Below are 23260 nucleotides of genomic sequence, written 5' to 3'. Positions count from 1 at the left end.
AGATGTGCGGGTTTTTTTGTTGGCTGAAATATGCTCGTTCGGGGTGCTGCCATTCGCGAGCAGGCTCGCTCCCACAGTTTGCGGTTGCGGCCATTCGGTAAAAGACCTAGATTCGGATCCAACCCCGACAGTAGTAGCTCCAAGCCATCCTTCGGTGCTCGACTGTCCTAACCCGTGCATTGATCAAAAGGCTGGGCGCAATGACCGAACGGATGACCTGCGATGAGCGCTTTATCGCCCTGGCCGAAGAACTCAACTACGACATCTATGGCGAGAACACCGCCGGTGGCAATTACGCGCCGCTGATCCGTCATCACGATGAGCTGTACATCAGCGGCATGGTGCCACGGGTCAATGGCAAGATTCTGTATCCCGGTCGCGTGGGGCTGGAATTGAACCTCAAGGATGCGCAAGCCGCGGCGAGCATCAGCGCGATGCGTTGCCTGGCACTGATAGTCGATGCGGTGGGGTCACTGGACAAGATCCGCGCGTTGTTGCGAGTCACGGTGTACGTGAAGTCGACGGCTGATTTCGTTGACCTCAGCGAAGTGGCCAACGGCGCTTCGGACGTGTTCAGTCATGTGCTGGGCGATGCCGGGCGGCATACCCGCACGACCATCGGCGTGTATCAGCTGCCGAAGAATGCGGCTATTGAAGTGGACATGATTGCGGCGTTGCATCCTTCGGCTTGAAATCTTCGGCGCCTGCTCCCCTCACCCTAACCCTCTCCCGGGGGGAGAGGGGACTGACCGAGGTGATTGGGCGAGACGCGTCGAAACGGAATATCGCGTCGAATGCGAATTCCGAACAGCCCACAAATCGGCTCCCTCTCCCTCGGGAGAGGGCTGGGGTGAGGGGCGACGAGGTTAGCTACACCACCGATCTCAAGCCGAAAAAAAGCCCCGTCTGATTGCTCAGCACGAGGCTTTTTCGCAAGCGCTTGGCAGATTACTGCGCCGCGATGCTATACCCATCGAACGCAGTCTGCTGTTGCAGTGCCGTGATGATGTTCTTGCGGTTCACAGCCTGTTCCGTACCGGCGTTGTCGACAAAGGTTTCGCTCTCCAGCTCGGCTTCATCGCCTTCACCCACGAAGGTAAAGCCGAGGAACTCCAGCGCCGCACGGTCAACGTTCAGACGCGAACGCGGCGTGCGCATTGGCAGGGTTACGCTGGCGCCGTCCTTGCTGATGGTGAAGATTTCCACTTCTTTCTTTTTTGCAGCCTTGCTCTTGCCGCCGCTCGGGTTGCTGATCGCCTGGTGAGTCTGGTTCAGCACTTTGAGGGCCAGGCCATAAACGATTTCCTGGAATGCCGGATCGTCCTTGAAGCTGGACAGAATGCGCCCGATCGAGAACTTGCTGCTCAAGTCCTCCAGTGCAGCGATGTCCGCTGCCTCGGCGTCTTTCAGGCGCTTGAGTTCGCCCATCAGCTCGTACGCCTTGTCGTCATCAAAGCTGTCATGCGCCTGACGGATCGCCGCACGCAATTCGCGGATCTGGTCGCTTTCGCGGGTCGACTGGAACGCGTCCAGGACCATCTCGCTGATGATTTTGGCTTGAGGCAGGTGTTGTGAAAGATTGATGGAGTTTTCGTATTCCGCTTTGGACGACTGGGTGACTACGGATTCAGCGGTGTTGAAATCGGACATTGAAATTTCACTACTTTTTAACTTGAGTTGAGGCGAGAAAGCACGAGGTCTTTTTCAGGCCGCCTAATTTAGGGGAGCGGGGCGGCGTTGTCACGGAGCAACGGTCTGCCGGTCGGGATTTTTCCACTGCGCGCTATTTGCGGCGCGGACGTTCCATGGCAATCACGGACTTCTGGAAGCCCAGGCTGGCAAAAAAAGCTTCAGCGCCCTCGCGTCCTGCGCGTAGCACCCAAGTGATAGCGGGGTCATTGCCCATCACATGCTCCACCAGTGCCCGGCCAATTCCCTTGCGCCGATGCTGGTCATCGACCACCACCATCGACAGATAGCCGTTGGAGACCTCATCGGTAATCGCTCGAGCGAATCCCACAATCTGCTCGCCTGCGAGCGCGACAGCCGTTCGCTGCGAATTGTGAATCAGACGAGCAAAAGTGTCGGCATCACCGGTGCGATGGCCCCAGCCATGCTGGTCGAGAAACAGCCTCGCCGACTCTGTTTCGCCGGGATGCAAGTCGCGCACGGTCAGGGCGTCGTTCATGGTTGGTACCAGTCCTTTGTAAATGTCCATCGTGAATGATTACGGCCGGCCGACGTCAGGTTTCCCCCACGTACGCATCGCAAACTCGACGAACCGTCTCAGCTTCGGCAGTCGATAGCGATCCTGCGCATACAGCAGATGCATCGGTCGGCTCGGTGGTTGGTAGTCGGCCATCACCCTGACCAGTTTGCCGTCGCGCAAGTCCTGCTCCACCAAGGCATCGGGCAGCATCATGATGCCCATGCCGTTGCGCGCCGCCTGATGCAGTCCGGCGGAGCTGTTGATCAGCATCGGCCCGCTGACGTCGATGAGGACTTCGCCTTCCGGGCCGCTCAGACGCCAGCGTTTTTCCACCGATTGCCAATCATCCCCGGCCGGGTAGGCGAAGGACAGGCAATCGTGCTGCTGCAAATCCTGTGGTGTGTGCGGCATGCCGCGTCGCGCGATGTATTCGGGGGAGGCGCAGACCGTCAGGGTGTAGTCGATCAGGGGGCGGGCGATCAGGTTGGACTGGTCGAAATTGCCCAGGCGGAACGCAACATCGAGGCCGTTTTCCAGCAGATCCGGGCGGCTGTTGGTCAGCACCACGTCGAGTTTCACTTGCGGATACAGCAACGAATATTCGCTGAGGGCCGGGGTCAGTCGTTCGACGCCGAAGGTCAGCGGCGCGGTGATGCGCAGCAAGCCGCGCGGCTCATCCGATGCTTGTTCGGCAAGGCGTTCGGAGTCCGCCACCAGGCCAAGCACTTCCAGGCAGCGTTGATAATAGACGCTGCCGAATTCGGTCAGGCGCTGACGCCGCGTGGTGCGTTGCAACAGTTGCACACCGAGGCGTTGCTCCAGCGCGCGCAGATGATTGCCCACCATCGTCGTCGACATTTCGCACTTTCCGGCGGCTGCCGTCATGCTCCCCGTTTCGACCACTTTGACGTAAACGCCCATCGACTGAAACAGGTCCATTATCAAGCTCGGCTTTTAAATGATTGAAGTTATTCCGGGTTTATCCAGCTCAGGTGGCTAACCATACTGCAAAAACACCGACCTGCAATGGAGTTTCACGTCATGACCGCCGCCCTGATGAACACCTACCAACCACTGGCCCTGAGTTTCACCAAAGGCCTGGGCACGCGCCTGTGGGATCAGGCGGGGCGCGAATACCTGGACGCCGTTGCCGGTGTGGCAGTGACCAACGTCGGCCACTCGCATCCGCGCATTGTCTCGGCGATCAGCGAGCAAGCGGGATTGCTGTTGCACACCTCCAACCTGTACAGCATCGATTGGCAGCAACAACTGGCTAAACGGCTGACGGCGTTATCGGGGATGGAGCGCGCGTTCTTCAACAATTCCGGGGCCGAAGCGAACGAGACGGCACTGAAACTGGCACGTCTGTACGGCTGGCGCAAAGGTATCGAGCAGCCGCTGGTGGTGGTCATGGCTAATGCTTTTCATGGCCGCACGCTTGGCACGTTGTCCGCCAGCGATGGCCCGGCAGTGCGGCTGGGATTCAACGAATTGCCGGGGGATTTCGTCAAAGTGCCGTTCGGTGATCTCGCGGCGCTGGAGCAAATACAGCGCAAACATGGCGCGCGCATCGTGGCGATTCTGGTCGAGCCGATCCAGGGCGAAAGCGGCGTGCAAGTCGCACCGCCGGGTTATCTCAAGGCCCTGCGCGACCTGTGCAATCGCCACGCATGGCTGCTGATGCTCGATGAGATCCAGACCGGCATCGGCCGCACCGGGCAGTGGTTCGCCTTTCAGCATGAAGGCATCGTTCCCGACGTCATGACCCTGGCCAAAGGCCTCGGCAATGGCGTGCCGATTGGCGCCTGCCTGGCCCGCGGGCGCGCGGCCGACCTGTTCACCCCGGGCAGCCACGGCAGCACTTTCGGCGGTAATCCTCTGGCCTGCCGGGTCGGCTGCACGGTGCTGGACATCATCGAAGAACAAGGCCTGCTGGAGAATGCGCGGGTGCAGGGCGCACGGTTACTGGAACGCCTGCGCGCCGAACTGGCAGACAACCCGAACGTGCTGGCGATTCGTGGGCAGGGCCTGATGATCGGCATCGAGCTGAAACAACCGGTGCGCGACCTGACGCTGATCGCCGCACGGGATCATGGGTTGTTGATCAACGTGACTCGTGGCAAGACCATCAGGTTGCTGCCGCCGCTGACGATTGATGAGCGCGAGGTGGGGATGATTGTCAGAGGGGTTGGGCGGGCTCTGATGACTGATTCAGCTCAGGTTCAATAGTGATACCGGCAACTGATGACGCAGATTTCGCCGTCCTCAACCCTGTACACCAGACGATGTTCGGCCGTTACTCGGCGTGACCAGAGGCCGCTCATATTATGTTTGAGCGCCTCTGGTTTACCGACACCCTCAAACGGTTCGCGCTTGATTGCTTTGATCAGAAGATTGATGCGCTTGAGCCCAGCCTTGTCGTTTTGCTGAAACCACAAATAGTCTTCCCAGCCTGTGGGCGTGAACTCGATTTTCATTCTTCGATCAATTGCCTGACTTTGGCTTTGCCGGCGCGTAACTCACCGATGGATTTCATCAGCCGTTCGGCGTTGGCGGGGGAGCGAAGCAAGTACGCTGTTTCTTCCAATGCGTTGTATTCGGCCAAAGACATCATCACTACTGGTTCACCTTTCTGCCGAGTGACCAATAGCGGCGCACGATCTTCATTGACACGGTCCATCGTCTCGGCCAAATGCGCACGGGCGGTGGTGTAGTTGATGGTTTGCATATTGAAGTCCTCGCTGGTTGCGGAGAACGTACAGAAATGAGTACAGGATGACAAGCCGACACCTACCAGTGGTTGTGTCGCAGCAGGGCTGACTGCGACTTCAATCAGTATCGCTCAGTAATATTCGAGACGTTTCTGAGAAGGTTGTAATCCTCCTCCGTCCTGTTCAGTGTCGCGAAGCCCTTATTTCGTCATCCCATGACCTAGCCGATGTAGGAAATGGTTACTGCTTCAATCCGGCGCATCTTCAAACTCCGGCGCCAGCATCCTCGTCTTCTCCGCCCCATTCGAGTTGTGCTGAACAATCTCGCTCGGCTGCCCCTGTTCATTGAAAAACACCTGTCCAATTCCCGCCGAATTCCACAGCCGTTCCCCGGCCTCGGCATGTTCCGGCGTATACGGAACGATGCGCATCAGCCGGCGTTTGGTGAACCAGTTCAACGGCGAGCGTGGCGAGTAGAGCCAGCGGTTGAGGCGGTCGAACCATTCCAGGAGGGTTGCAGGGAATTCGTTCTTGATGCCGCTGCTGGTGATCTGCCAGATCCGTGGGCCGGCCTTGCGGTGGCGAATCAGGACTTCGTAGACGAAGGAATAATGCACATCGCCGGACAGCACCACGTAGTTCCCGGGTGTGCGCGAGTGTCGGAAAATGTTCAGGATCACCTGGGCCGCGCCGCGATGGGCCATCCAGTTTTCCGCGTCGACCAGCAGTGGATAACCGCACCAGCTGAACACCTTCTGTACGGTTTCAATCAGCTTCACGCCGAAGATCGGCGCCGGCGACACGATGATTGCCGAAGGGTGATCGAGCAGTTCCTGTTGCAGTTCGCTCAAGGCCTCCCAGTCGAGCAGGCCCGACGGTTGCTTGAGGGCCATCTCGCTGCGCCAGCGCCGCGTGCGCGTGTCGATCACCACCAGTGCCGGATTGCTCGGCAACACGAAATGCCACTGCTGAAAACGCAGTAACTGATCAATCAGATCGTCCTGCACTGGCATGTCCAGATAGCCGTCATCGCCACTGGCGCCCAGTTGCGCGGTCTGCTCCAGCACGCCCTTGAAGGCATCCGGATTGTTGCCCCAGCCCTGGCACAACATATAGGCGATCAGCGCGTTGCCGATGATGCGTTTGGAGAACGGATGACCGTAGGCGGTTTCCTCCCACTGCGCGGAGAGATTCCAGTCATCGGTGATGTCGTGATCATCGAAAATCATCAGGCTCGGCAGATGCGCCAGCGCCCGCGCGACGTTGCCAAGGCCAGCCTTGAACGCATCGATACGCGTCTGCTCAAGGTTGTAGCGCTTCAGGCGTTCCGGCGTCAGCGTCGGCGCGCTCGGATTGATCAGCGACCACGGCGTCGGCGACCACACCAGCATGTACATCGCCATGACTTCGGCAAACGTCACCAGATGATTGTCGGCGCTGCTGCTGGTGAAAATCGGCTTACGCGCGCCACCGAAAAATCGCTCGCGCAAGGTCTCGTTGCTCTCCAGCGCCGGTAACAAATCCGCACGGTGGTAATAGCTGGCAGGGTGTTGGTAGAGCTTGGCGCTGTCGCTGACCACGGCACCGTCAAGGTGCTCATCGAACAGACCGAGACGCTCGATCAAGGCATGAATCGCCCGCAGCATTGGCCCGGCGACGTCATCGGCATACACCTGATCACCGCTCATCATCAGCAGCGCCGGACGTTGCTGCGCATCGGTTTCGTCGGCCAGCAGTTGATCGACGCAGAGCAAACCATCGGTTGCCGGATGATGCGGCTTGCGGCAGGAGCCGTGGAGCAATTGGTCGATCCGTGAACGCACGACGAGGTTCGCGCAGGTGGCACCGGCGTAAAGCAGATGCGGTGCCCATTCAGCCATGCCGATGGCGTCATCAATCAGCAGGTCGTAATCGATAAACGTGTCGCAGGGCAGGACGCTTGCAAGTTGAACGTCGATCAGATGCACAAAGGCATGACGGCCTACGGCAATGACCGTGCATTTCTCCGAGTCGAGCGGAATGTCTCCTACACCCTGCAGGCGCAAGGTCAGCGACAGTTCACGCGAGCCCACCAGCCACAGCACCACGCGCGTCGGCTCCAGCCGTCGCAGCAGCGGGCCGGCGAGGACAGGAGGCAGCGAGATCAGGTCATCGGGTGTTGAAAACATCAGGGTAAAGCTCAAGGCGCACAGGCCGGCGATGATAGCGCAGCCGGCACCTTGATCCCTTAAATGAGTCTTAAGAGTCGACCTTTTTCAACTTCAGGCCGAGCAGTCGCCATGCGGCCTTGTCAGGATTGTTGCCGTCCACTTGCTGAACTGAACAATCGTAGGCATAGCGGACATCGTCGCCCAACATGTTGCGAGCGGTCAGGGTGCCGTTAATGCTGTAAGTCTGATCTTTGAACCGATGGCTGCTGGCGCTCTCGGCACCTGCGATGGAAGTCGCTGCTGCAAAACGCATGGCGCGCTTGATGAAGGGGTCGCACATCATGAACGCCATCAACGATCTGTCCGCATTCGCATTGCTGCCCGCCAGCCGGCGCGACACGACAAAGTCATTGCCCATGATGTCCTTGAAATCCCTTTCGAGCAGCGAAGAGGGCAGGCGTTCGCTGTAGTTCGGCAACAGCGCGGACTCGGGCGGAGAGGGCTCGTTCTGAGGTGCGCTGGCGACATAGTCGACAAGGTTGTCGGAAGTATCCGGCGTGGAGGCGATCACCGGCATCAACCTGGACACGGTTTGTGTAACGGGCGCGGGGGAAGAAGAGGAGATTTCAGCCTCGTCGCTTTGCGTTGGTTCCACAGGGGAGCGCGGCGCCAGAGGGAATAAGGCGAGGGTGATCGACAGTACCACTAGAGCGACGATGAACCCGGCCAGAACACCAGCGAACGTGCCAAAGAACAGATTCCAGCTGCCGCGGTTTTTCATCACCCAGCGCCACATGAGGCCCCAGACGAGCAAAAACAACAGGAAATACAGAAACTCCATTTGATCCTTTTCCTCAAACCTTGAAATTCTTTAGATGACACACGAATCATTCCAACAGGGCTGCACGATAGCAAACCTGTCGGTCCGCCCTGTCAGGCACTCAAAGGAATGAACCGAGTGAGCAGCATCAGCGTATCGAAACCGGCAAAAATGCCAAAAGCAGCGCCAATGATATGGCGTGTCAACTTGCTCGTGGGGCGTTTGCGTTGCACCACCCAAATCCAAATGCCGGCGAACGCGCCAAGGCTGCTGAGCACCATCAGCAGGGATCGCACGACGTGTGGCGACGATTGCATGCTTGTGCCGCCCACGAAACCCTCGTAAACCGCTTTCACTACCAAGCCGACAACCCAGCCAGCGAAACATCCGGCGAGGTTGGCTGTCACCAGGTTCCAATCACCTCGTTCGCCTACAACCCATACCCACGTCACGACCAGAGCTAGTACAAAAAGCCACCCATCCATTGCAATCCACTCCAGAAAAACGCTTTGATCGGGTAGGCGCCAGTGCCTCTCGAAAGATTTGGGCGCAAGATAACAAAATACTGGCATCGCGCCACTTTCGCATTAAGGGCGCGTCACTGAGCCAAAGCTTTACCGGGAGTTTTTTTTACTCAGAGGATGGACAGATGATCGACTTCAACAACAAAGGCTTCTTCAAACTCAAACAGAACGATGAGTACGCTGAGCGCGTCACCGCACTACTACTGGAAGGCGAACAAGTCATCGATTCCTACAAAGCCATGCGTGACGGCGTGGTCTTCACCAACAAACGCATCATCGCCGTCAACGTCCAGGGCATCACCGGCAGCAAAAAGGATTTCACCTCACTGCCCTACAAAAACATCGTCGCCTACTCCGTGGAAACTTCGGGCACCTTCGATCTGGATTCGGAACTGGAGATTTACTTTTCGTCGCTGGGCAAAGTGAAATTCGAATTCACCGGCAAGACCTCGATGGTGGAGATCTCCAAATACATCTCCAGCTACCTGCTGTAAGAACCCACCGCGCGGCACTCAAAGAATGTCGCGCAAATACCCCTTCAGCGCGAGGAGCGGCTGACCCAGTTGCTCCACGGATCGCGCCTGAGCCAACTCCGCCGACAACTTGCGCAACTCCCGCCCCAACGGCTTCTCGACCCCACCAAGCGCATCCAGCGCGAGGCTCAGGCATTCGTTCAGCTTGAACTGAATGGACTCGACATCGCCGCGCTTCACCAGCAATTCGAAAACGTCTTTTTGGTAGTCGCCCATGACCATGTCATCGCGCAGGATCGGGCTGAGGCCTTCTTCCTCGTAGGCGAGTTTGAGGGAGAAGAGGGCGACGGTTTCCAGTGAGGTTTCCATGGGGGATGTCTGTCGTAGAAGGGAGGCTTCAAACCAACACGAAAAATGCCGGCGGAGGTCTGTTGTGCGGGCGTGATTATACGGGCGGTGATCGCATTGGGGGCAACCAGCGATCCGGCAACTGGCGTCACAGGCTGGCACAACCTCGACATCCATGTTGTTAGCGCGCCTTGATTCACGACGTTGGAACCAGTTCAGGCAGGCACTGCGCTGGAGCGCGTGTTCCGCCGCTCCTCGCGCTTGAAGGTGGTCTGAAAGATTGTTCGCTAATGGGCTCAGCCTTGGCTATCGCATCCCACGCGTTTCTTCTGCAAAGCGATGTAATTCTCAAACGTGCCGTATTTTTCCGGCACTCGAATCACGGCTCCCGGTTGTAGCCGAAGATTTTCATGGCTGGCCGCCAGGCTGTCGTTGTAGGCACTGCAAGCGGACGGCTTGTTCGCCGCCATCTCATAAGCGAAACCACGGTTGAGATTGATATTGGTCACGACATCGAACTTGCCGGCCTGCGCATAAATTGCCCGTGACTTTTCGAAGTACTCGTTGGCCTTCTCATAGCGAGCACTGTAGGTCGCTGTGCGATCAAGAAAACCGTTGGTGGTGTAATGATTCGCCCATTGACCACCCAAAGTAGGCGACATGAAAAACAAACCATAACTTCGGTACGCATCGGCAAAGCAAAGCTGATCCGCCGTGGCCTGGCAGATCGTCAGCGTTTCGACAATGAGCCGCTCTGCAGGCAACGGTCTATTCTGATCTACCAAAGCATTAGCATCGGCCAGCTTTTGATGAGGGTCCGAACTGCTTACCACGCCTACCGCGGAGCACCCGACGAGCGTTGATAGCACACTGGCAAATGCAGCACACCGAACGACAGAGAGAAGCATGACGTAATCCTTTACATGACTTAGAGTGGTGGCGCGACGCTACTATCTTGTAAGCCTGCCGTCTACTGCCGGTTGGTAACGATTCCGGCAAAGGTCATCAAGGGCATTTGCTCAGCACCTTGCTTCTTTCAGCGTCTGGGGATTAGGCCGTTGTTGAGTGCAATCCTCGGCGTCTCGCACATGCAAAAAATCAACGCCCCACTTTCCTCCAGACGAAAAAAAAGGCCCTGCTTTCGCAAGACCTTTTTCTCTGTGTTGGTGCCGAGGGAGACTGGAGTCTTCCAGTAAACTCAAGGCCTCCAGAGAGGTTTGCTAACTCGGGATACATGTAGGGATACATGATCATCATTGCTAGCATGGTAGTACCATTCTCGGTAGCTCCCTGCAGACCCACTGCCAGATAAGACTACCCGGAACTGAAGGTTAGAATTCCCTGTTTTCAAATCAAGCATGGTCGGTGACTCTGCAAGGGGAGGGCATTTCAAGGCTGGTTCATATTGCCTTATGTTCTTGACTGACAGTTCGCAACCTCTTTAGATCGAAAATTGGCGTTCCATACAGGTAACTTGGAGCTGTGACATCTTTTTTGCGATCTGGCCTCGAGTGCTCGTGATCAGGGAAAAAGGGGAGCTCAGTGTGATGAGGTGCTGAGTCTGCTCGGTAGACAGCTACGTCGTCACCAGGTCTGAAAAGCATGTAGGCATAGTCCATCAATGTCCTCAGGCGCAGTACCCAATGCCATCCAGTAGGGAGTTCTATTTTAAGAATCCAGTTTCCCTTGCGCTTTTCTGCAGTGCCGATCGTGCCTCCTAACTCGTTTGCGGCAATTTGGTGTACTTCGCTGATCATGGCATCGGGTATTGATTCAGTTCGAATCGACTCGGGTATATCAAGCGAGAGAGAGAACATCTTCGATATGAATGCCAGTACGTTGGGCTCCGCTCGCGCCTCCTCTAGGTGAATGGCGCAGACCGGAAGCTGCACAAGCATAGCCTGTGAGGTAGCTAAGCCGATCGTGGTGCTCGCATGTGCGACTGCTGGTGCGGCACACACAACGCAACCCAGCCCGCTGGAAATTATCAACGATTGCCCTACTGAAGTATTTTTGAAGCGACCTTCAGCTAGCGCAGTGGCGTGCTTATTTCCCTGCGTAGTCCAGTGGTGCCAAGAATTGAAGACAGCCTGGGCTGATGCTGAGTCGAGCAGGGAATAAAGCTCCTTTTCGTTTGGAAGTACCACCCACTCCCGTCCGTGTTTATGAGCACGCACGGGGTGTTCGACGTTGAGCCTGTAGGTTCGTACGCATCCGCAATGCTCAGTGGCACCATATACGGCGACACCCTCATTTTTTTCTTGTATCCAATAGCGTTCGGAAGCGCTATCGAGCATCTGTAGCCATGCGAGTGGGTTGTAGGTTGAGCACTCGATGATGTGGGGTAGCCGTTTCGAGATGAAGTCGAAATTTTTGTAGGCCAATGTTGCGACGTATAAATCAACCGTCGGCCCGACCGGATCTGAGTCCGAGAGCGCGTTGATCGCATCATCTACATTGAACAGGCGCCAAACAGGTTCATCGTCCATTTAAACCGCTCCTACCATGTACAGGGTGGTAATCACTTTTTGCCTGCTGTTGGCAGAGATAAAAGCGCTAGGTTGATGAAGTCTAGGTTTTTATCCAATGTGTCAAGAGCTCCTCTAACGTTGCTTGCTACGTCTGCGGAGCCTCGTTGTTCTACCCAAACTGCTAGTTCCTCAACTGCTGCGCCCAATGCCAGTTGATTTTGGTTCATGCGGGTCAGTAGTGACGCCAAGAGCGTGATGTCTTCCATGAGTGCTTCCTCGATTTGCCGGTTGATAAATTGGCGATCATCCCGTAGCACCTGGTGTCGTGCAATCCATGAACGCTCGGTCCCGGTAGAGTTCTAGAAGCCTGCCGGGGACCCTGAGCATCTTGCTTGGACACGGGGTCGGAAACCCGCGTGGCTGTGTTAGTGGAAGGATTTCAAAGTTACTGAAATTTCAGGCATTGAAATCGAAAGAATTCTGCTGAAAAAAGGCCATCGTTACCGCATCGGTAACGATGGCCTTTTATGTTGATGATTATGGGCCTTGGGCTGTCAACCGAGTCAACTTGTCAACCAATGTAGAAAAATCAGCCACTGCCAAGATCGCGCGGGTTTTGTGCCCCGTGTCTTTCAGATTTGCTCAGGGGCCCCGGCGTCTTTCCGAGACACTGTGCATTTGAACTGGGTGAACGATGTGTTCACCCAGTTCACCTGTTCACTAAGCTGGGCACCTGTCCGCTAACAAAGTCCGGCGGGTTTCCGACCCCGCAGGTAGCTGAAATCGTATGGGGCCCCAACCGAGACTGGGACCTTGTCGCTGGTGGGGTGCCGTTCACTGGGGAGTGGGGCAGATAGTCGTAATAGTGGTGTAACCGGTGTAGCAAGTGTAACGCTGATTATAAGTCATTGAATTTAAACAAAAACATTGTGTGACACGGATTGGTGAATATGTGTGCTGGTGGTGTAACTACGCGAAACGGTGTAACGGTGTTGGGGCCGGTATCAGTGCAAAAAGGCATACCCCCCCGTAATATGCTCCCTCCATAGATAGGCCTAATTTCTGTGTCTCTGGCACCGTCTTCTCGACGTCTGCGGTGCAGCCAACCTTTTTTGCAGTCTTGCTGAAGGCTGCCACTTGGGAACACTCCTGCTCAGTAAACGATCAGGGCTTATGCACCTTAAAGAGCCAGTTTTCGCGACCATTCAGGGGATGGATCAGAATAATGATGGGTAGGTGCAGACCTCCACAATATCCAATGGATCTGTCGGGCTCGTTCTCAAAATATTAGTTCTTGTCGCCTCTCAGCGTCACCATAGGTGGAAGAGCATTAGTCAGCGCTCCATTATCTCGTAAACATGGATGTTACAGCGCCTCTCGCCTGTGTTTTTGCTGTATTTTTGCTGTGTTTTTATACAGGTCCCTATCGGTTTCCCAAAACTTCCAGTCATTTTTCCCTTCTTGTACATACGAAACCTAAGCAAAGGGGTCCATTTTTTTTAACGGCATGCTATAACGAGCGTAAAAGTTTAAGTCAGGGAACAGACAATGAGCAGCGCCCAAGATATTGAGCTACAACCTAAAAACTGGAATTCCACACAGCTTTTTCTCAGTTCAGATGAGCCTCTTATAGAAAGAAAAGACGTTCTCGAAACTATTGTGGATGTATTTACATCAGAAAATCATGTTGTATTTCTTGAGGGTGAAAGCGGAATTGGCGCGACCACTGTACTTGCTCAGTTTGTCGCTGCAAATATGGAGAATACATTTTCAGTATTCTTGAGTCCGGCGAGCCAATACTCCTACAGTCTCGATTATGTACGCCTTATTATCGCTGAGCAGCTTAAACTTTTTTTGGATGAAGTGCCGTTTGAAAAGGCAGCAATCGATGATGCAGAGTTTAGTACTCTGCTGTTCAGAACTAGAGCAAGGTTCAAGGGTAAGATAGCTTACTTTGTTGTAGATGGAATGGCTCACATCCCTGTTGATGATGATGCCTACATTTCAGCTATTTTTAACTCCGCTTTACCAATTGGTGTGGGTAATTTTCGATTTTTAATTTCCGGGCCGCAAAATCGGCTGGCTAAATCTCTTAATAAATCTTCTTCTAAAACCTGTCAGTTGCGCCGCTTCACGGAGTCAGAAGTCGACGCACTGTTCGAAGAATTTGCTTTACCATTCGGAGAGTTAGCAGATCTGAAGCAGCTATGCCGGGGCAATCCTGGTAAGTTGTGCGCTATTAAACGGCAGTTAAAGGTCGGAACCAGTTTGCCTGATGTTTTACTAAGCTCGCCGGAGAAACATCTTGATTTCATCGCTCTCGATTTCAATAATATCGAAGAATTGAGCGCCAATCAGAAAAGGGCGGTGTCTCTGCTTGCTTTTTCTAAGCAGATAATTAGTCGAAATGAAATTGAGATTATTTTAGGGGTTAGTGCTTCTGAAGTTGCGGAGATGCTTGAACTCTGCACTTTTTTAGAGCTGAAAACTACCGGTGTGATCGGCTTTATCTCTAGCTCTCATAGAAAGTACGCGGAAAATAAACTGAAGAACTACCAGCTGGAAATTGTAGGGTTGCAGATAGATTATCTTAAGAGAAAGCCGGAGAGCAACGAAACTCTACTATTTCTCGCTGGATATTTGCAGCAGCAAAGTCGTAATGCAGAAATTATAGAGCTTGTATCAAGCGAGCATTATTATATGCTGCTTGAATCCACTCAGTCATTGGCTTTGCTAAAGTCGAGTGCTTCGATTGGTCTCGTTAGTGCTCATGCAGAAGGTCGACCGTTATCAATATTTCAATTTGCATTGCAGAAATCCCTTTTCGTAGATCTTTCGGAGTCGAGTGCATCCAAAGCTGAAGTTAACGCTCTGGTTGCCATCGGGAAGACTCAACATGCGATGCAGTTGGTTGAGCGTGCGCTGACAAAAATATCTAAATTGTCACTTCTAACAGCGTATGCAAATGGTTTGAAGAGTAAGTCGAAAAACGTCGATCCATTTCTTCTAGAGCATATTGTTCAGTTAGTTAAAAATGTAGACTTTAGTGAGGGCGGCGGAGCGGCGCTGCAAATTGCCGAAGAGCTGGTATCTGTTGACGTAACATTAGCTTCTGAAGCGTTGGAAAGATGTTTGATTAACGTAAGTGATGCTAAGCGTAAAGATCTTACATTTTCCAGGTTTAGTATTGTTGCTTCTATGGAGAAACAAGAGCTTGAAGGTAACTCTTTTGAAGGTCGCATAAAAAATAAAGCAGTGAAGGAGTTTACTGCTGCTATGACCTTGTTTCATAAAGATGATAGCTCGGCAGAAATCATAAATTTCTTTGACTCGTCGAAAATAAAAAACAAAACTAGAGTTTTAATTCGTTTTGTGTCAACGCAAAATAAGCGTGAGGGATTATTAGAAATTGTTAAGTATGTGCTTGGCGTTATAGATAAAGACACAGGGTACAATGTCACTCTGAAAGATCTAGCGTCTTTGGCCAGTGCACTTCGAACGACCGATGGGGAGCAGGAGGTCGCTCAGGAGTTGATCGGGCTGTTTGATCGTCAAATTAAGCTTGTGAAGGATGCTTCTTTAGTTCGTGAGCTCGTGAGGTTGAACACATATCTTGCCTATGCTGAATCCCAAAGCAACCCGCGCAAAGCTTATGATAGGCTTATGGAGGCTTACTATGTTGTTTGTGAGTCTAATAACTGTGAGGTGCAGTCTGAATGCTTTGTGAGGCTGTTTTACGCGTTAAGATATATTGATCCTGATAATAAATTTGAAGATGAGGAAGGATTTAAGGTTGTCATTGATGAAGGTCTAAAAACCTCTGTTGATGATCTGCTTAGTAACTCAGCTTCTCAATACGAGTGTATTGAATCCGTTTTGCCCGCGCTTATAGAGTGCGATGTGACTGAAGCCTACAGTTTGGCTAGCCGATTAAATACCATGCGTAGTCGGTTTTTGGCATTGCAATTGATTGCTGAGGATCTTGTTCGCAAGCCTTCTGTTGAGCAAAACGAAACATTATTCATTAAGATTCTAGATTCAATTGATGATGAGGAGTTTGTCTCCAATCTTATTCTTTCGTGTACCAGAATAGTAATCAAAGAAGATTTTGATAATGGCTGGGCTGAGTGCCTAAGAAGTGTTGTTGGAAGAATTGGTGACTATCTAATTATCGCTAGATGTAAAGTGAATTTATTTAAGCAGTTCGCCAGGTCTAACAGTCCTATGGGATGGTCCTACCTGGTCGGCTCAATAAATGAACTGATTGATAAGTATCCCCCGGGAGCAGTTAGAAATGAGGTCTGCTTCAACGCGGTCGAAGCACTGTCCGAAACTGCCATTGATGAGGCTGAAAAGCTTTATCAGCGTGCAACGGAGTTTCGAGGTACACTGGAATTCGAAAATCTAGGCGTCCAACAATGCCTGATGCAGTGTCTGGCATTAACTGTCAGATCTTATGGGGTAGCAATAAAAAGTGGTTCTGTAGATTCGGAAATGCTTCTGCGTTTAGCTGCCGCTATTGGTAAACTATCATCTCCAAGACAGCAGATAGCGCTGTATACGGATTTAGCATCGCGAGCATGGCTTGCTGATAGCATGCTTAAAACTATAGTTTCCGATTTCTGTTATCCTCTTCTGGAAAAGACGCGGCGCTCTAATGAATCCTTATACGCGGCGATGTATGAAATAGCGTTCCCTGCGTTGTTCGTTTGCCATAGTGAGTCATCCCTGAAAGAATTGTCCTGCTTATCTGAGAGCAATAGAGAAGCTGCGCTCTACAATGCTTGTGAGTTTATCAGGCGCAGGCAGACTGCTACAGATCCTGCAGCCGTGGATTCAACTGAAGAGTTTTCGTTAGATTATAATCAAGCATCCGACATTATCACCCTTATTGAATATATGGTGTTCGATTCATCCATCTATCCATCGCTCGAAAGGTTGCTCCGATCTATTGCAAGTAAAAAAAGCAAATCTAAGTTCTCTGCTCAGCAGCGTAAAGACATTAGTGAGCGTCTTACTCTTTTGATAAGGGCAAAATTACCTGATGCAAAAAATATTACCCATAAAGGTTATGCGCTATGTGCGTTAGCTCGGGTTTATATGATAACGGATGTTGCATTGCCGACTTGGCTAGCCTTAATCGAAGAGGCAAAGTTGATTCCAAATGCTGCTGATAAGGCGTTCGTTTATATAGAGATCTTGAGCTCGATGCCTGTGAAATTCTTGTCACAAAAAAAGGAGCTTTTGGAGGCGGCTGAGGCAGGATCAAATCTAATTCCTTGGTTGGTGGATAAGATCGGTCGCTTGGAGTTGTGTGCGATAACTTGCAAAGAACTAAATCCTTTTTCTTCCAAGAAAATGTTGCGTGAAGCATTTACTATGTGTCAGGAGATTGAAGACATAGACGTAATTGCGGACGTGCAAAAATCCCTAATAGATGCAGCTGATCAAATTGATCAAAAATTCGCAGAGGAGCTCTTAGAGCTTATCGGTGATGATCCAACTCGCCTAGAGGCACGAGCGCACGCAAAACATACTCTGTCGGTTGTCAAGGCAAAAAAAGCGTTCGCTGACTGCAGCAGTTCCGGAGCAGGCAAAGATATCGATGAAGAGTTTCTCGCTGAGGCAGCATGGAGGAACCTCTCTTCATTATTGTCAGGACGCATTACGGCTAAGCCTGTATCCGCGCTGACCGCGTATATGTCGTGTGACCTAGATCTAGGTTTGGGTGAGTTGTATCCTTTGTTGTGTTGGTATGTAGAGAATGCTGCGAGAAAATACATCTCAGCAAGTGATATCAATCAACATATATTGCCTATGTGTGAGACGTTAATGAAAACGTCTGAATTGGCTATTGAGGTGATAAGTACTAAAACACATTCAGCGGTACACGTCGGCGGACTCGATTCCTCGGTGAAAGGAATGATTATTAAGCCTAATACTCGAGCTTCCGCGCTGGAGTATATACAAAACTGGCTTAATCAGAACTGCTTGGAATATGTAAAGTTCTGTGACCCGTTTTTTACAAGTGATGATGTTGAAATTATACAAATGATTCAAGCCGCAAACCCATCTTGTAAAATTCAGGTTATTGCATCGTCAAGCTATCTAAAAGAGAAGAAGTCGGCTTCAAATGACGATTTCGAGGTGGCGTGGCAAAAAATATCGGATCAAACTCCGCCTGAGACTTATATTTATGGCGTTGGTAAACTCAATAATGCAGAGTTAATTCATGATAGATGGATAATAAGTAAGGGCGTGGGGTTGAGGCTGGGGACTTCATTCAACTCTATAGGGTACAAGGTTAGTGAGATATCAATCATGACGCCTCATGATCTTTCAGAATGCGAAGGGCAGCTGAATAGATTTTTAGTGGATCAGGTGTTCATAGATGGTGGTAGGGTTAAAATAGAGAGGTTTCAGTTGTAGCGTCATATCTGATTCCGCTCTTGTTTGGGGTCGCCTTACTGGCGGCCTTACTGTAGAGGGTGGCCTGGAGCGCAAAGCAAGGTTTTCGTTCTCAGATGCTTGTCATTTAAGCTTTGAGCTAGACAATGATTTTGGGCTTTTTTATTCAACTTATTCATACTTTTTTGCCGTGTATTTGCTTGCCAACTCTCAAACTTTAAAAAAAGGCCTCCTGGAGGCCTTTTTTAGGTAGTTACTCAGTCAGCTCCTTCCTAAATCGTCATTGTCGACGATTCAGCTGTCGTTCAATATGTGTCACCTCCGATTTAATTGCGGTGATTGTTAGACTCTGTATCGGGCTGGATTTACCAGCTTCAGCGTTGAGGGTTTTCAACAACGCATTGAGATGGGCCTTCCGAGTTTTGAGCGTGTCAGACCAACTGGCGCTGTTCTGTATCGGCTTGTTCATTACGTTCATCCTTGCGTCGTTCTGGATTGTTCATATCTTCGAGGTATTGCGGTACCGTCAGGCTGTCGAGCTGGATTAAGTCCCGCGCGCGATATTGGCGCGAACGAGCTGATAGCTCTTCCCACGTCCAATTCCCAAAGTTCTCACCTTGCTCTGGAACGGCAAGCTTCATAAGTCCAATCTGGTCACGGTCAAGCAGGTTGTAATTGGCCCACAATTTTCCGCCCACCTCGAACAACGCTTTTGCGGCTTCGTTCCACTTTTCTTCGAGTACCGTTTGCGATAGCAGCAGGGCGGTGCGCTCTATCCCCTTATGCTTTACCTGTGCTTCGGCGATGTATTTATCTACGGTGACCAGCTCCTGCTCTAAAGCCTTCATGATCAGGTGTTGGCGACGATTGTGTTCGGTGGCCACCGTGAGGTTCTTCGCCGCCTTCTGCGCATCAGTGTTGGCGGTCTTCTCGCCTTCGGTATCACCCCAGGCGACTGCCTGCGCGTAAGCCGTGGCAGCGTCCGTCTCGGCCTGACGAGCTCTCGCCATGTCCTCTTCCGCCTGCTTCTGAATCTGCTCCAAACGGTTGCTGAGGCTTTGGCGCTTCTCCTTCAACTCCTGTTCATCAGCGGCCCAGTTATCCATCGCTTCGATGTATCCCGCCATCAGGGAATCGCAGTAGGCAAGGTTCTCGCGGCGACCGATCTTCCTGTCCAAAAGGTCGGCGTTGTTTTTGCGCGAATCGAAACTCCGTTTCAGCTCGTTGTACCTGTTGCGGAGTTCGCGCTCCTGAGTCGGCTCGATGGTTTCCTCGCTTTCCAGCACAGCCTCAAGAGGCAGTAGTTCGGCATGCAGTTGGTCGGCCTCGCTCAACAGATGGTCGCGACGGTCTTTCAGGTTTTGAATCTCGTTCATGTGGTTGGTCTCTGTTCAATTCGATTGTGGGTTTGCTGAGTGGCTGGCGAGGCCGGGATTTAGCCGGCGCTACCTCGATCAGCAGAGATGCCCTCAGGCAGCCCGAGCCTCGCTCTGATCCATTCCCGGAATCGTCTTCACGATGTAGCAACGTTGCGTACCGAGGCCTGGTAACCGGATCAGGCTCGACGCCTTGCCGTCCTTCCCCGGTTCCAGAACACCGCGCTGCAGCAGTTCCTTGTTCACCGCGTTGATGTTCATGCCTCGGAAGATTTCCGAGCGCCATAACTCGGGGAGCACGTAGTAGGTGTTGGTTGTGTGCAGGGAATCACCAAGACCGTGCTCCAACGTCTTACGAAAACCGAGTCGGTCGATGGTGCGCGGACCGTGTTCGTCGATCTTCGCCGCTGTCGACTCCCAACGCGTAAAGCGGCTCTCACCGAAGCGCTCGATGATCTGTCTAAGTCGCGCCACGATTGCATCGCCCTCGAAGTTGCCGGCGCCGCCACGCTCGTTCATCCATGCGTTGAGGCATACGCGAGCAGCGGTGGTGGCGGTCCCGTCGGGCCAGCCGGTGATCCCCATCGCGGTTGCCAACTCGCCCGCTGCAGCGGCGAGACCGAAGCGAGCGGCGGCACGGTGCGCTTGTCCACTGGCCGACGCCGGTAACGACTGGGCGATAAAACCTTCCAGCGTGCGGCGCAGGATGGCTGCCCAGCCGTGACGTTTACCGGGTTCACACAGCGCGGTAAGGAAGGCGGTGAGCGGCGTGCCGTAGTACTTCGCTACGCGTGCTTTGAGCGCGTCGGACAGTGCCGCTGCATCTTCAAAACCGTTAAGCACATCGAACATGCCGAGGCCTTTGCTGGCATCGGCCGGGACAGCAAGCATGCGCACTTCCATACCCGCTTTTAGTTCCTTGTTCGCTTCGGCCATGTGCTGGGCCAACGTCTTCTCGCCGGTGGAGAGAAATAGCAGGCGCCACTCTTGCACCTGTCGGCCAGCTTGGCCTCGATCGTTGGCGCGTGCCTTGCCTGTGCCGTTGCCGAGCATGTACACCGTCTCGCCGATGATGCGCGGGTCGCACATGCCGATTTCATCCAAGACCAGAAGGCCGTCGGAATGCGCGGCGGCGATAGACTCCAGCGCGTTGTCGGTGGAACGCCACGAACGCACCAGTCGCGGTCCGCCGTAGATCGATGCGGCGACCTGCAAATGGGTGGTCTTGCCGCCGGAGCTGTCGCCGTACAAGTGAAAGCCGCCCGACTCATGACCAAGCATGTGCAACAGCGGCCCCGCGAAGGCCACGCCGACGACAAATGCCAAACGATGATTGCCGACGCACAGCGCGCCGATCTGCTCTTGCCATTGTTCAAGCGTGCCCGCTTCGCTGATTGGAGGAAGTTGCGAACCGGCTTCGTAGAAGTGTAGGTGCTCGCTGTGCGCACCAACCTGCTGCTCGGGCAGTAGAAACGCCGTGTCATGCCAACCTAAACGCGTGACCAGTCGAGCCCGTTGGGCGCTGTCGAAGCCGCCGAGATAACTCTGTAGATCATTGCGTGCATTACGCCCTGACCGACTTCCTGCGAGACGTAGTCCCATGTCCACCAGCGGGCCGAGCACGTCTTTGCCAAAGTCACCGGTCATGGTGCGCGCCGGAATGTTCCAGCGTTTCTTGGCGCCGTCGGGATCGTCGAATTCGACTAACAAGCCCCAGTCTGACCTTTGTCGTCGCGAGTACGGGCGAGGATCTCCAATGGCGAGCACACCGGACGCGCCTCACCGTCATCACCGGCATAAAACACACCTTCTGACGTGAGTCGAAAGCCGCCGGGCATCAGGTCGGTTTTCGATTTTGTCGGGCGCTTGGCTGCGGGTTTCGTCTTCGCGTCCGGCTTGGCTTCAGTTTGCTCCGGGGATGGTTGTTCCTCGACCAAACCAAACAGCTCGCCGCTGCTTTGCAGCTCGGCGAAATGCGCGGCTGTCCAATTTTTGGTAAGCGCATCGGCAGCGTCATCACCATCATCCCATTGACCACCTTTGGCGAAAGCGGCGCGGCCACTCTTCAGCGTGGGCTTGCGTTTGAACGAGTCCATAGCGATGAAACGGACCGAGGCGGCTCCGATTTCGCGCAGCTTTTCGGCGACGGTTTTCATGCAAGCTTTGCCGCTGTCGTCGTTGTCAGGCCACAACAGCACATCGCGACCCTTAAGTGGTGTCAGGTCAGCTTTATGCCAAGAGTTGGAACCGTTCGGCCAGCAGGTGGCCACGTGGCCCGGCAGCAGTTCGGCGGCAGCATCGGCAGCTTTCTCGCCTTCGCATAAAACTATCGGTGCATCACTGCGCTCAGCCAGTTCATCAAGTCGCAACAGCGGACGTGGATCGGGCAGACCCTGCCAGCGCCATTGCTTGGTTTGGCCATCGGCGCGCTCGCACCATGTAAGTGGTGCAAAGACCTTTTTCGGCTTGCCGTCCTCATCGGGCGTCAGGTCGAAGCGGTAGAGCGCCATAAGCGGCTGGCCTTTTGCATCACGGTAGATCCACACCTTGGACGGTGCGCCGTGCTGCCGATGCTTGGCAGGGCACTTATTCATGGCCTCGCCTGGGATCGGCTGGATGGCAATCCACTCAGGGGCTTTTGTCTTGGCAGGCGCTGTCTTCGCCTGGGCACCGCCGGGCGACACGTTGAGCAATTCTGCGAGTTGGTTGCAGGCCTCGATGTCAGTGCCGCCGTCCAGATAGCGCACCAAATCGATCAGGTCGCCGCCCTTGTCGCCGGTGGCAAAGTCGGACCATGTGCCTTTGCTCAAACTGATCTTGAGCGAACCGGCGCGCTTATCGCTGCGGGTTGGGTTGGGTGCGGTGTATTCCTTACCTCCGTCGACGCGCTTGCCATTGGGCAGCCAGTGAGACAGAACGCGATCAATGTCTTTCAGTGCGGCGGCTTTCACGTCGGCAAAGCTTGGACGCTTTGCGGAGGTGCTCGGGCGTTGGCTCATGCGTCAGCCCTCGGCAGAAACAATGCGTCGTTGATATCATCGATCAGAGCTTTAGCCATCTCGCCTAGGTACATGGCAGGCCAACTGAAACGCTCACCGCTTTCACTCATGGCGGCGTCGAAATTAAGTTGGTTGGCGTGATGCTGCAGCAGGGAAACCATCTCCAGTGCGTCTTCGACCGGTATTCCGGCATTGACCCGGAACAACTTCAAATCGGAGGCGTTCACGCGAGTGAACGTGGCATGCCCGAGGGTGGTGGAGGTGGTCATAGCGCACCGCCTTTCTGCGCAGCAGGCATCGAGGTGGAGTCGCCGTGCAAGGTCAGCGTTTTGATCAAGCCAAGTGTGCCGCGCACGTCCCAGAGGACGGCCGCGATGACGTGATTAGCAAGGCGCGAGGAATCGTTTTCGAAGTGTTCTTCAAGCAGCGTCAGCACCGAGTCGGCGCGAGCAATGGCGCAGGTGATGGCGTCGATGGGCACACCGGCTTCTGCGGTCGGATTCACGCAGAGAAGGTCTTCGGGCAGGGCGAAGCTCAAAGCACTGTTCATTGGGCACCGCCTGCGGTTTCGAGTGCTCGGGCTTTGGCCATGTGAGCGTTGTAACGGGAGAGGCGTGTAGCGAGGCTGGAATTGGCGTGTAAAGCGGCGAGAGCCATTGCACGGTGTGCAGCGGCGCGAATTTTGGACGGATTGAGGGTGCGTTGCATTTGTGAAGGCTCCTTGTACTGAGGAACCGTCACCGTCTGCCGCCAAGCAGATTAGGGTGACGG

At 53.6% G+C, this 23260-nt stretch carries 19 protein-coding genes and 1 pseudogene; 4 read left to right on the top strand and 16 right to left on the bottom strand.

What is annotated here, in order from left to right:
• Nucleotides 1-200: 200 nt before the first annotated feature.
• Nucleotides 201-692, top strand: coding sequence for a RidA family protein (locus LIS66_RS21865; RefSeq protein WP_016773306.1), 492 nt, complete (start codon nucleotides 201-203; stop codon nucleotides 690-692).
• A 256-nt stretch (nucleotides 693-948) separates the two neighbouring features.
• Here the strand turns inward: LIS66_RS21865 and LIS66_RS21860 are convergent, their stop codons facing one another.
• The 3 genes from LIS66_RS21860 to LIS66_RS21850 all read right to left on the bottom strand — a co-directional run bounded on the left by LIS66_RS21860 (nucleotide 949) and on the right by LIS66_RS21850 (nucleotide 3148).
• Complete coding sequence (locus tag LIS66_RS21860; protein ID WP_064364315.1) at nucleotides 949-1650, bottom strand: hypothetical protein; 702 nt, start codon at nucleotides 1648-1650, stop codon at nucleotides 949-951.
• A gap of 133 nt (nucleotides 1651-1783) precedes the next feature.
• Nucleotides 1784-2188, bottom strand: a complete 405-nt coding sequence (locus LIS66_RS21855) for a GNAT family N-acetyltransferase (RefSeq protein ID WP_227973035.1) — start codon at nucleotides 2186-2188, stop codon at nucleotides 1784-1786.
• A gap of 39 nt (nucleotides 2189-2227) precedes the next feature.
• Nucleotides 2228-3148, bottom strand: a complete 921-nt coding sequence (locus tag LIS66_RS21850) for a LysR family transcriptional regulator (protein ID WP_227973034.1) — start codon at nucleotides 3146-3148, stop codon at nucleotides 2228-2230.
• A 102-nt stretch (nucleotides 3149-3250) separates the two neighbouring features.
• Here LIS66_RS21850 and LIS66_RS21845 point away from each other — a divergent pair, with 102 nt between their 5' ends.
• Complete coding sequence (locus tag LIS66_RS21845) at nucleotides 3251-4438, top strand: aspartate aminotransferase family protein (RefSeq protein ID WP_042608354.1); 1188 nt, start codon at nucleotides 3251-3253, stop codon at nucleotides 4436-4438.
• Here the strand turns inward: LIS66_RS21845 and LIS66_RS21840 are convergent.
• From LIS66_RS21840 to LIS66_RS21820, 5 genes are all read right to left on the bottom strand, one after another.
• Nucleotides 4432-4686 carry a Txe/YoeB family addiction module toxin gene (locus tag LIS66_RS21840; RefSeq protein ID WP_042608353.1) on the bottom strand — a complete coding sequence of 85 codons (255 nt, stop codon included), beginning with the start codon at nucleotides 4684-4686 and terminating at the stop codon, nucleotides 4432-4434. The two genes, LIS66_RS21845 and LIS66_RS21840, sit on opposite strands and share 7 nt — an antisense overlap.
• Complete coding sequence (locus LIS66_RS21835; RefSeq protein ID WP_042608352.1) at nucleotides 4683-4937, bottom strand: type II toxin-antitoxin system prevent-host-death family antitoxin; 255 nt, start codon at nucleotides 4935-4937, stop codon at nucleotides 4683-4685. The genes LIS66_RS21840 and LIS66_RS21835 overlap by 4 nt, the downstream gene beginning before the upstream one ends.
• A 231-nt stretch (nucleotides 4938-5168) precedes the next feature.
• Nucleotides 5169-7088: an alkaline phosphatase D family protein gene (locus LIS66_RS21830; protein WP_227973033.1), complete on the bottom strand. Its 1920-nt coding sequence runs from the start codon at nucleotides 7086-7088 to the stop codon at nucleotides 5169-5171.
• A gap of 70 nt (nucleotides 7089-7158) precedes the next feature.
• A complete protein-coding gene (locus tag LIS66_RS21825) occupies nucleotides 7159-7911 on the bottom strand; it encodes a hypothetical protein (protein ID WP_042608350.1) in 753 nt (250 codons plus the stop codon).
• A 92-nt stretch (nucleotides 7912-8003) separates the two neighbouring features.
• Nucleotides 8004-8375 (bottom strand): hypothetical protein, encoded by a 372-nt coding sequence (locus LIS66_RS21820; protein ID WP_227973032.1) that lies wholly within the window; start codon nucleotides 8373-8375, stop codon nucleotides 8004-8006.
• 164 nt (nucleotides 8376-8539) lie between these two features.
• Between LIS66_RS21820 and LIS66_RS21815 the strand changes: the two genes are divergently transcribed.
• Nucleotides 8540-8908: a PH domain-containing protein gene (locus LIS66_RS21815; RefSeq protein ID WP_039761415.1), complete on the top strand. Its 369-nt coding sequence runs from the start codon at nucleotides 8540-8542 to the stop codon at nucleotides 8906-8908.
• An 18-nt stretch (nucleotides 8909-8926) separates the two neighbouring features.
• On the opposite strand, the gene LIS66_RS21810 is transcribed toward LIS66_RS21815, so the two are convergent.
• The 4 genes from LIS66_RS21810 to LIS66_RS21795 form a co-directional block, all read right to left on the bottom strand.
• On the bottom strand, nucleotides 8927-9256 hold the full coding sequence (locus tag LIS66_RS21810; protein ID WP_227973031.1) for a hypothetical protein: 330 nt from the start codon (nucleotides 9254-9256) through the stop codon (nucleotides 8927-8929).
• Nucleotides 9257-9531: 275 nt separating this feature from the next.
• Nucleotides 9532-10143, bottom strand: a complete 612-nt coding sequence (locus LIS66_RS21805; protein WP_155400895.1) for a hypothetical protein — start codon at nucleotides 10141-10143, stop codon at nucleotides 9532-9534.
• 492 nt (nucleotides 10144-10635) lie between these two features.
• A complete protein-coding gene (locus tag LIS66_RS21800; protein ID WP_227973030.1) occupies nucleotides 10636-11724 on the bottom strand; it encodes a toxin-antitoxin system TumE family protein in 1089 nt (362 codons plus the stop codon).
• 32 nt (nucleotides 11725-11756) lie between these two features.
• Nucleotides 11757-11972 carry a hypothetical protein gene (locus LIS66_RS21795; protein WP_122603736.1) on the bottom strand — a complete coding sequence of 72 codons (216 nt, stop codon included), beginning with the start codon at nucleotides 11970-11972 and terminating at the stop codon, nucleotides 11757-11759.
• Nucleotides 11973-13254: 1282 nt separating this feature from the next.
• On the opposite strand from LIS66_RS21795, the gene LIS66_RS21790 reads away from it, so the two are divergent.
• Nucleotides 13255-18135, top strand: a complete 4881-nt coding sequence (locus tag LIS66_RS21790) for a hypothetical protein (protein ID WP_227973029.1) — start codon at nucleotides 13255-13257, stop codon at nucleotides 18133-18135.
• A 410-nt stretch (nucleotides 18136-18545) separates the two neighbouring features.
• Here LIS66_RS21790 and LIS66_RS21785 read toward each other — a convergent pair whose 3' ends face one another.
• The 4 genes and pseudogenes from LIS66_RS21785 to LIS66_RS21770 all read right to left on the bottom strand — a co-directional run bounded on the left by LIS66_RS21785 (nucleotide 18546) and on the right by LIS66_RS21770 (nucleotide 23039).
• The gene (locus tag LIS66_RS21785) at nucleotides 18546-19490 is read right to left on the bottom strand and encodes a chromosome segregation protein SMC (RefSeq protein ID WP_227973028.1); all 945 of its coding nucleotides are present in this window, start codon (nucleotides 19488-19490) and stop codon (nucleotides 18546-18548) included.
• Between the two features lie 93 nt (nucleotides 19491-19583).
• Nucleotides 19584-22489: pseudogene (locus tag LIS66_RS21780) on the bottom strand (DUF927 domain-containing protein).
• Nucleotides 22486-22758 (bottom strand): DUF3077 domain-containing protein, encoded by a 273-nt coding sequence (locus LIS66_RS21775; RefSeq protein ID WP_227973027.1) that lies wholly within the window; start codon nucleotides 22756-22758, stop codon nucleotides 22486-22488. The pseudogene LIS66_RS21780 and the gene LIS66_RS21775 overlap by 4 nt, the downstream one beginning before the upstream one ends.
• Nucleotides 22755-23039 carry a hypothetical protein gene (locus LIS66_RS21770; protein ID WP_227973026.1) on the bottom strand — a complete coding sequence of 95 codons (285 nt, stop codon included), beginning with the start codon at nucleotides 23037-23039 and terminating at the stop codon, nucleotides 22755-22757. Before LIS66_RS21770 ends, LIS66_RS21775 begins: the two co-directional genes overlap by 4 nt.
• Between the last annotated feature and the right edge of the window lie 221 nt (nucleotides 23040-23260).

The sequence above is a fragment of the Pseudomonas sp. HN2 genome, assembly GCF_020736465.1.
GTDB lineage: Bacteria > Pseudomonadota > Gammaproteobacteria > Pseudomonadales > Pseudomonadaceae > Aquipseudomonas > Aquipseudomonas moraviensis_A.
Note: the sequence above shows the minus strand (reverse complement) of the source record. Positions and strands in the feature narration are given on the sequence as shown.

What these genes read in the sequence shown, in the direction of transcription:
- LIS66_RS21865 (WP_016773306.1), top strand. Translation starts at nt 201, where the DNA reads ATGACCGAACGGATGACCTGCGATGAGCGCTTTATCGCCCTGGCCGAA.
- LIS66_RS21860 (WP_064364315.1), bottom strand. Translation starts at nt 1,650, where the DNA reads ATGTCCGATTTCAACACCGCTGAATCCGTAGTCACCCAGTCGTCCAAA.
- LIS66_RS21855 (WP_227973035.1), bottom strand. Translation starts at nt 2,188, where the DNA reads ATGAACGACGCCCTGACCGTGCGCGACTTGCATCCCGGCGAAACAGAG.
- LIS66_RS21850 (WP_227973034.1), bottom strand. Translation starts at nt 3,148, where the DNA reads ATGGACCTGTTTCAGTCGATGGGCGTTTACGTCAAAGTGGTCGAAACG.
- LIS66_RS21845 (WP_042608354.1), top strand. Translation starts at nt 3,251, where the DNA reads ATGACCGCCGCCCTGATGAACACCTACCAACCACTGGCCCTGAGTTTC.
- LIS66_RS21840 (WP_042608353.1), bottom strand. Translation starts at nt 4,686, where the DNA reads ATGAAAATCGAGTTCACGCCCACAGGCTGGGAAGACTATTTGTGGTTT.
- LIS66_RS21835 (WP_042608352.1), bottom strand. Translation starts at nt 4,937, where the DNA reads ATGCAAACCATCAACTACACCACCGCCCGTGCGCATTTGGCCGAGACG.
- LIS66_RS21830 (WP_227973033.1), bottom strand. Translation starts at nt 7,088, where the DNA reads ATGTTTTCAACACCCGATGACCTGATCTCGCTGCCTCCTGTCCTCGCC.
- LIS66_RS21825 (WP_042608350.1), bottom strand. Translation starts at nt 7,911, where the DNA reads ATGGAGTTTCTGTATTTCCTGTTGTTTTTGCTCGTCTGGGGCCTCATG.
- LIS66_RS21820 (WP_227973032.1), bottom strand. Translation starts at nt 8,375, where the DNA reads ATGGATGGGTGGCTTTTTGTACTAGCTCTGGTCGTGACGTGGGTATGG.
- LIS66_RS21815 (WP_039761415.1), top strand. Translation starts at nt 8,540, where the DNA reads ATGATCGACTTCAACAACAAAGGCTTCTTCAAACTCAAACAGAACGAT.
- LIS66_RS21810 (WP_227973031.1), bottom strand. Translation starts at nt 9,256, where the DNA reads ATGGAAACCTCACTGGAAACCGTCGCCCTCTTCTCCCTCAAACTCGCC.
- LIS66_RS21805 (WP_155400895.1), bottom strand. Translation starts at nt 10,143, where the DNA reads ATGCTTCTCTCTGTCGTTCGGTGTGCTGCATTTGCCAGTGTGCTATCA.
- LIS66_RS21800 (WP_227973030.1), bottom strand. Translation starts at nt 11,724, where the DNA reads ATGGACGATGAACCTGTTTGGCGCCTGTTCAATGTAGATGATGCGATC.
- LIS66_RS21795 (WP_122603736.1), bottom strand. Translation starts at nt 11,972, where the DNA reads ATGGAAGACATCACGCTCTTGGCGTCACTACTGACCCGCATGAACCAA.
- LIS66_RS21790 (WP_227973029.1), top strand. Translation starts at nt 13,255, where the DNA reads ATGAGCAGCGCCCAAGATATTGAGCTACAACCTAAAAACTGGAATTCC.
- LIS66_RS21785 (WP_227973028.1), bottom strand. Translation starts at nt 19,490, where the DNA reads ATGAACGAGATTCAAAACCTGAAAGACCGTCGCGACCATCTGTTGAGC.
- LIS66_RS21775 (WP_227973027.1), bottom strand. Translation starts at nt 22,758, where the DNA reads ATGACCACCTCCACCACCCTCGGGCATGCCACGTTCACTCGCGTGAAC.
- LIS66_RS21770 (WP_227973026.1), bottom strand. Translation starts at nt 23,039, where the DNA reads ATGAACAGTGCTTTGAGCTTCGCCCTGCCCGAAGACCTTCTCTGCGTG.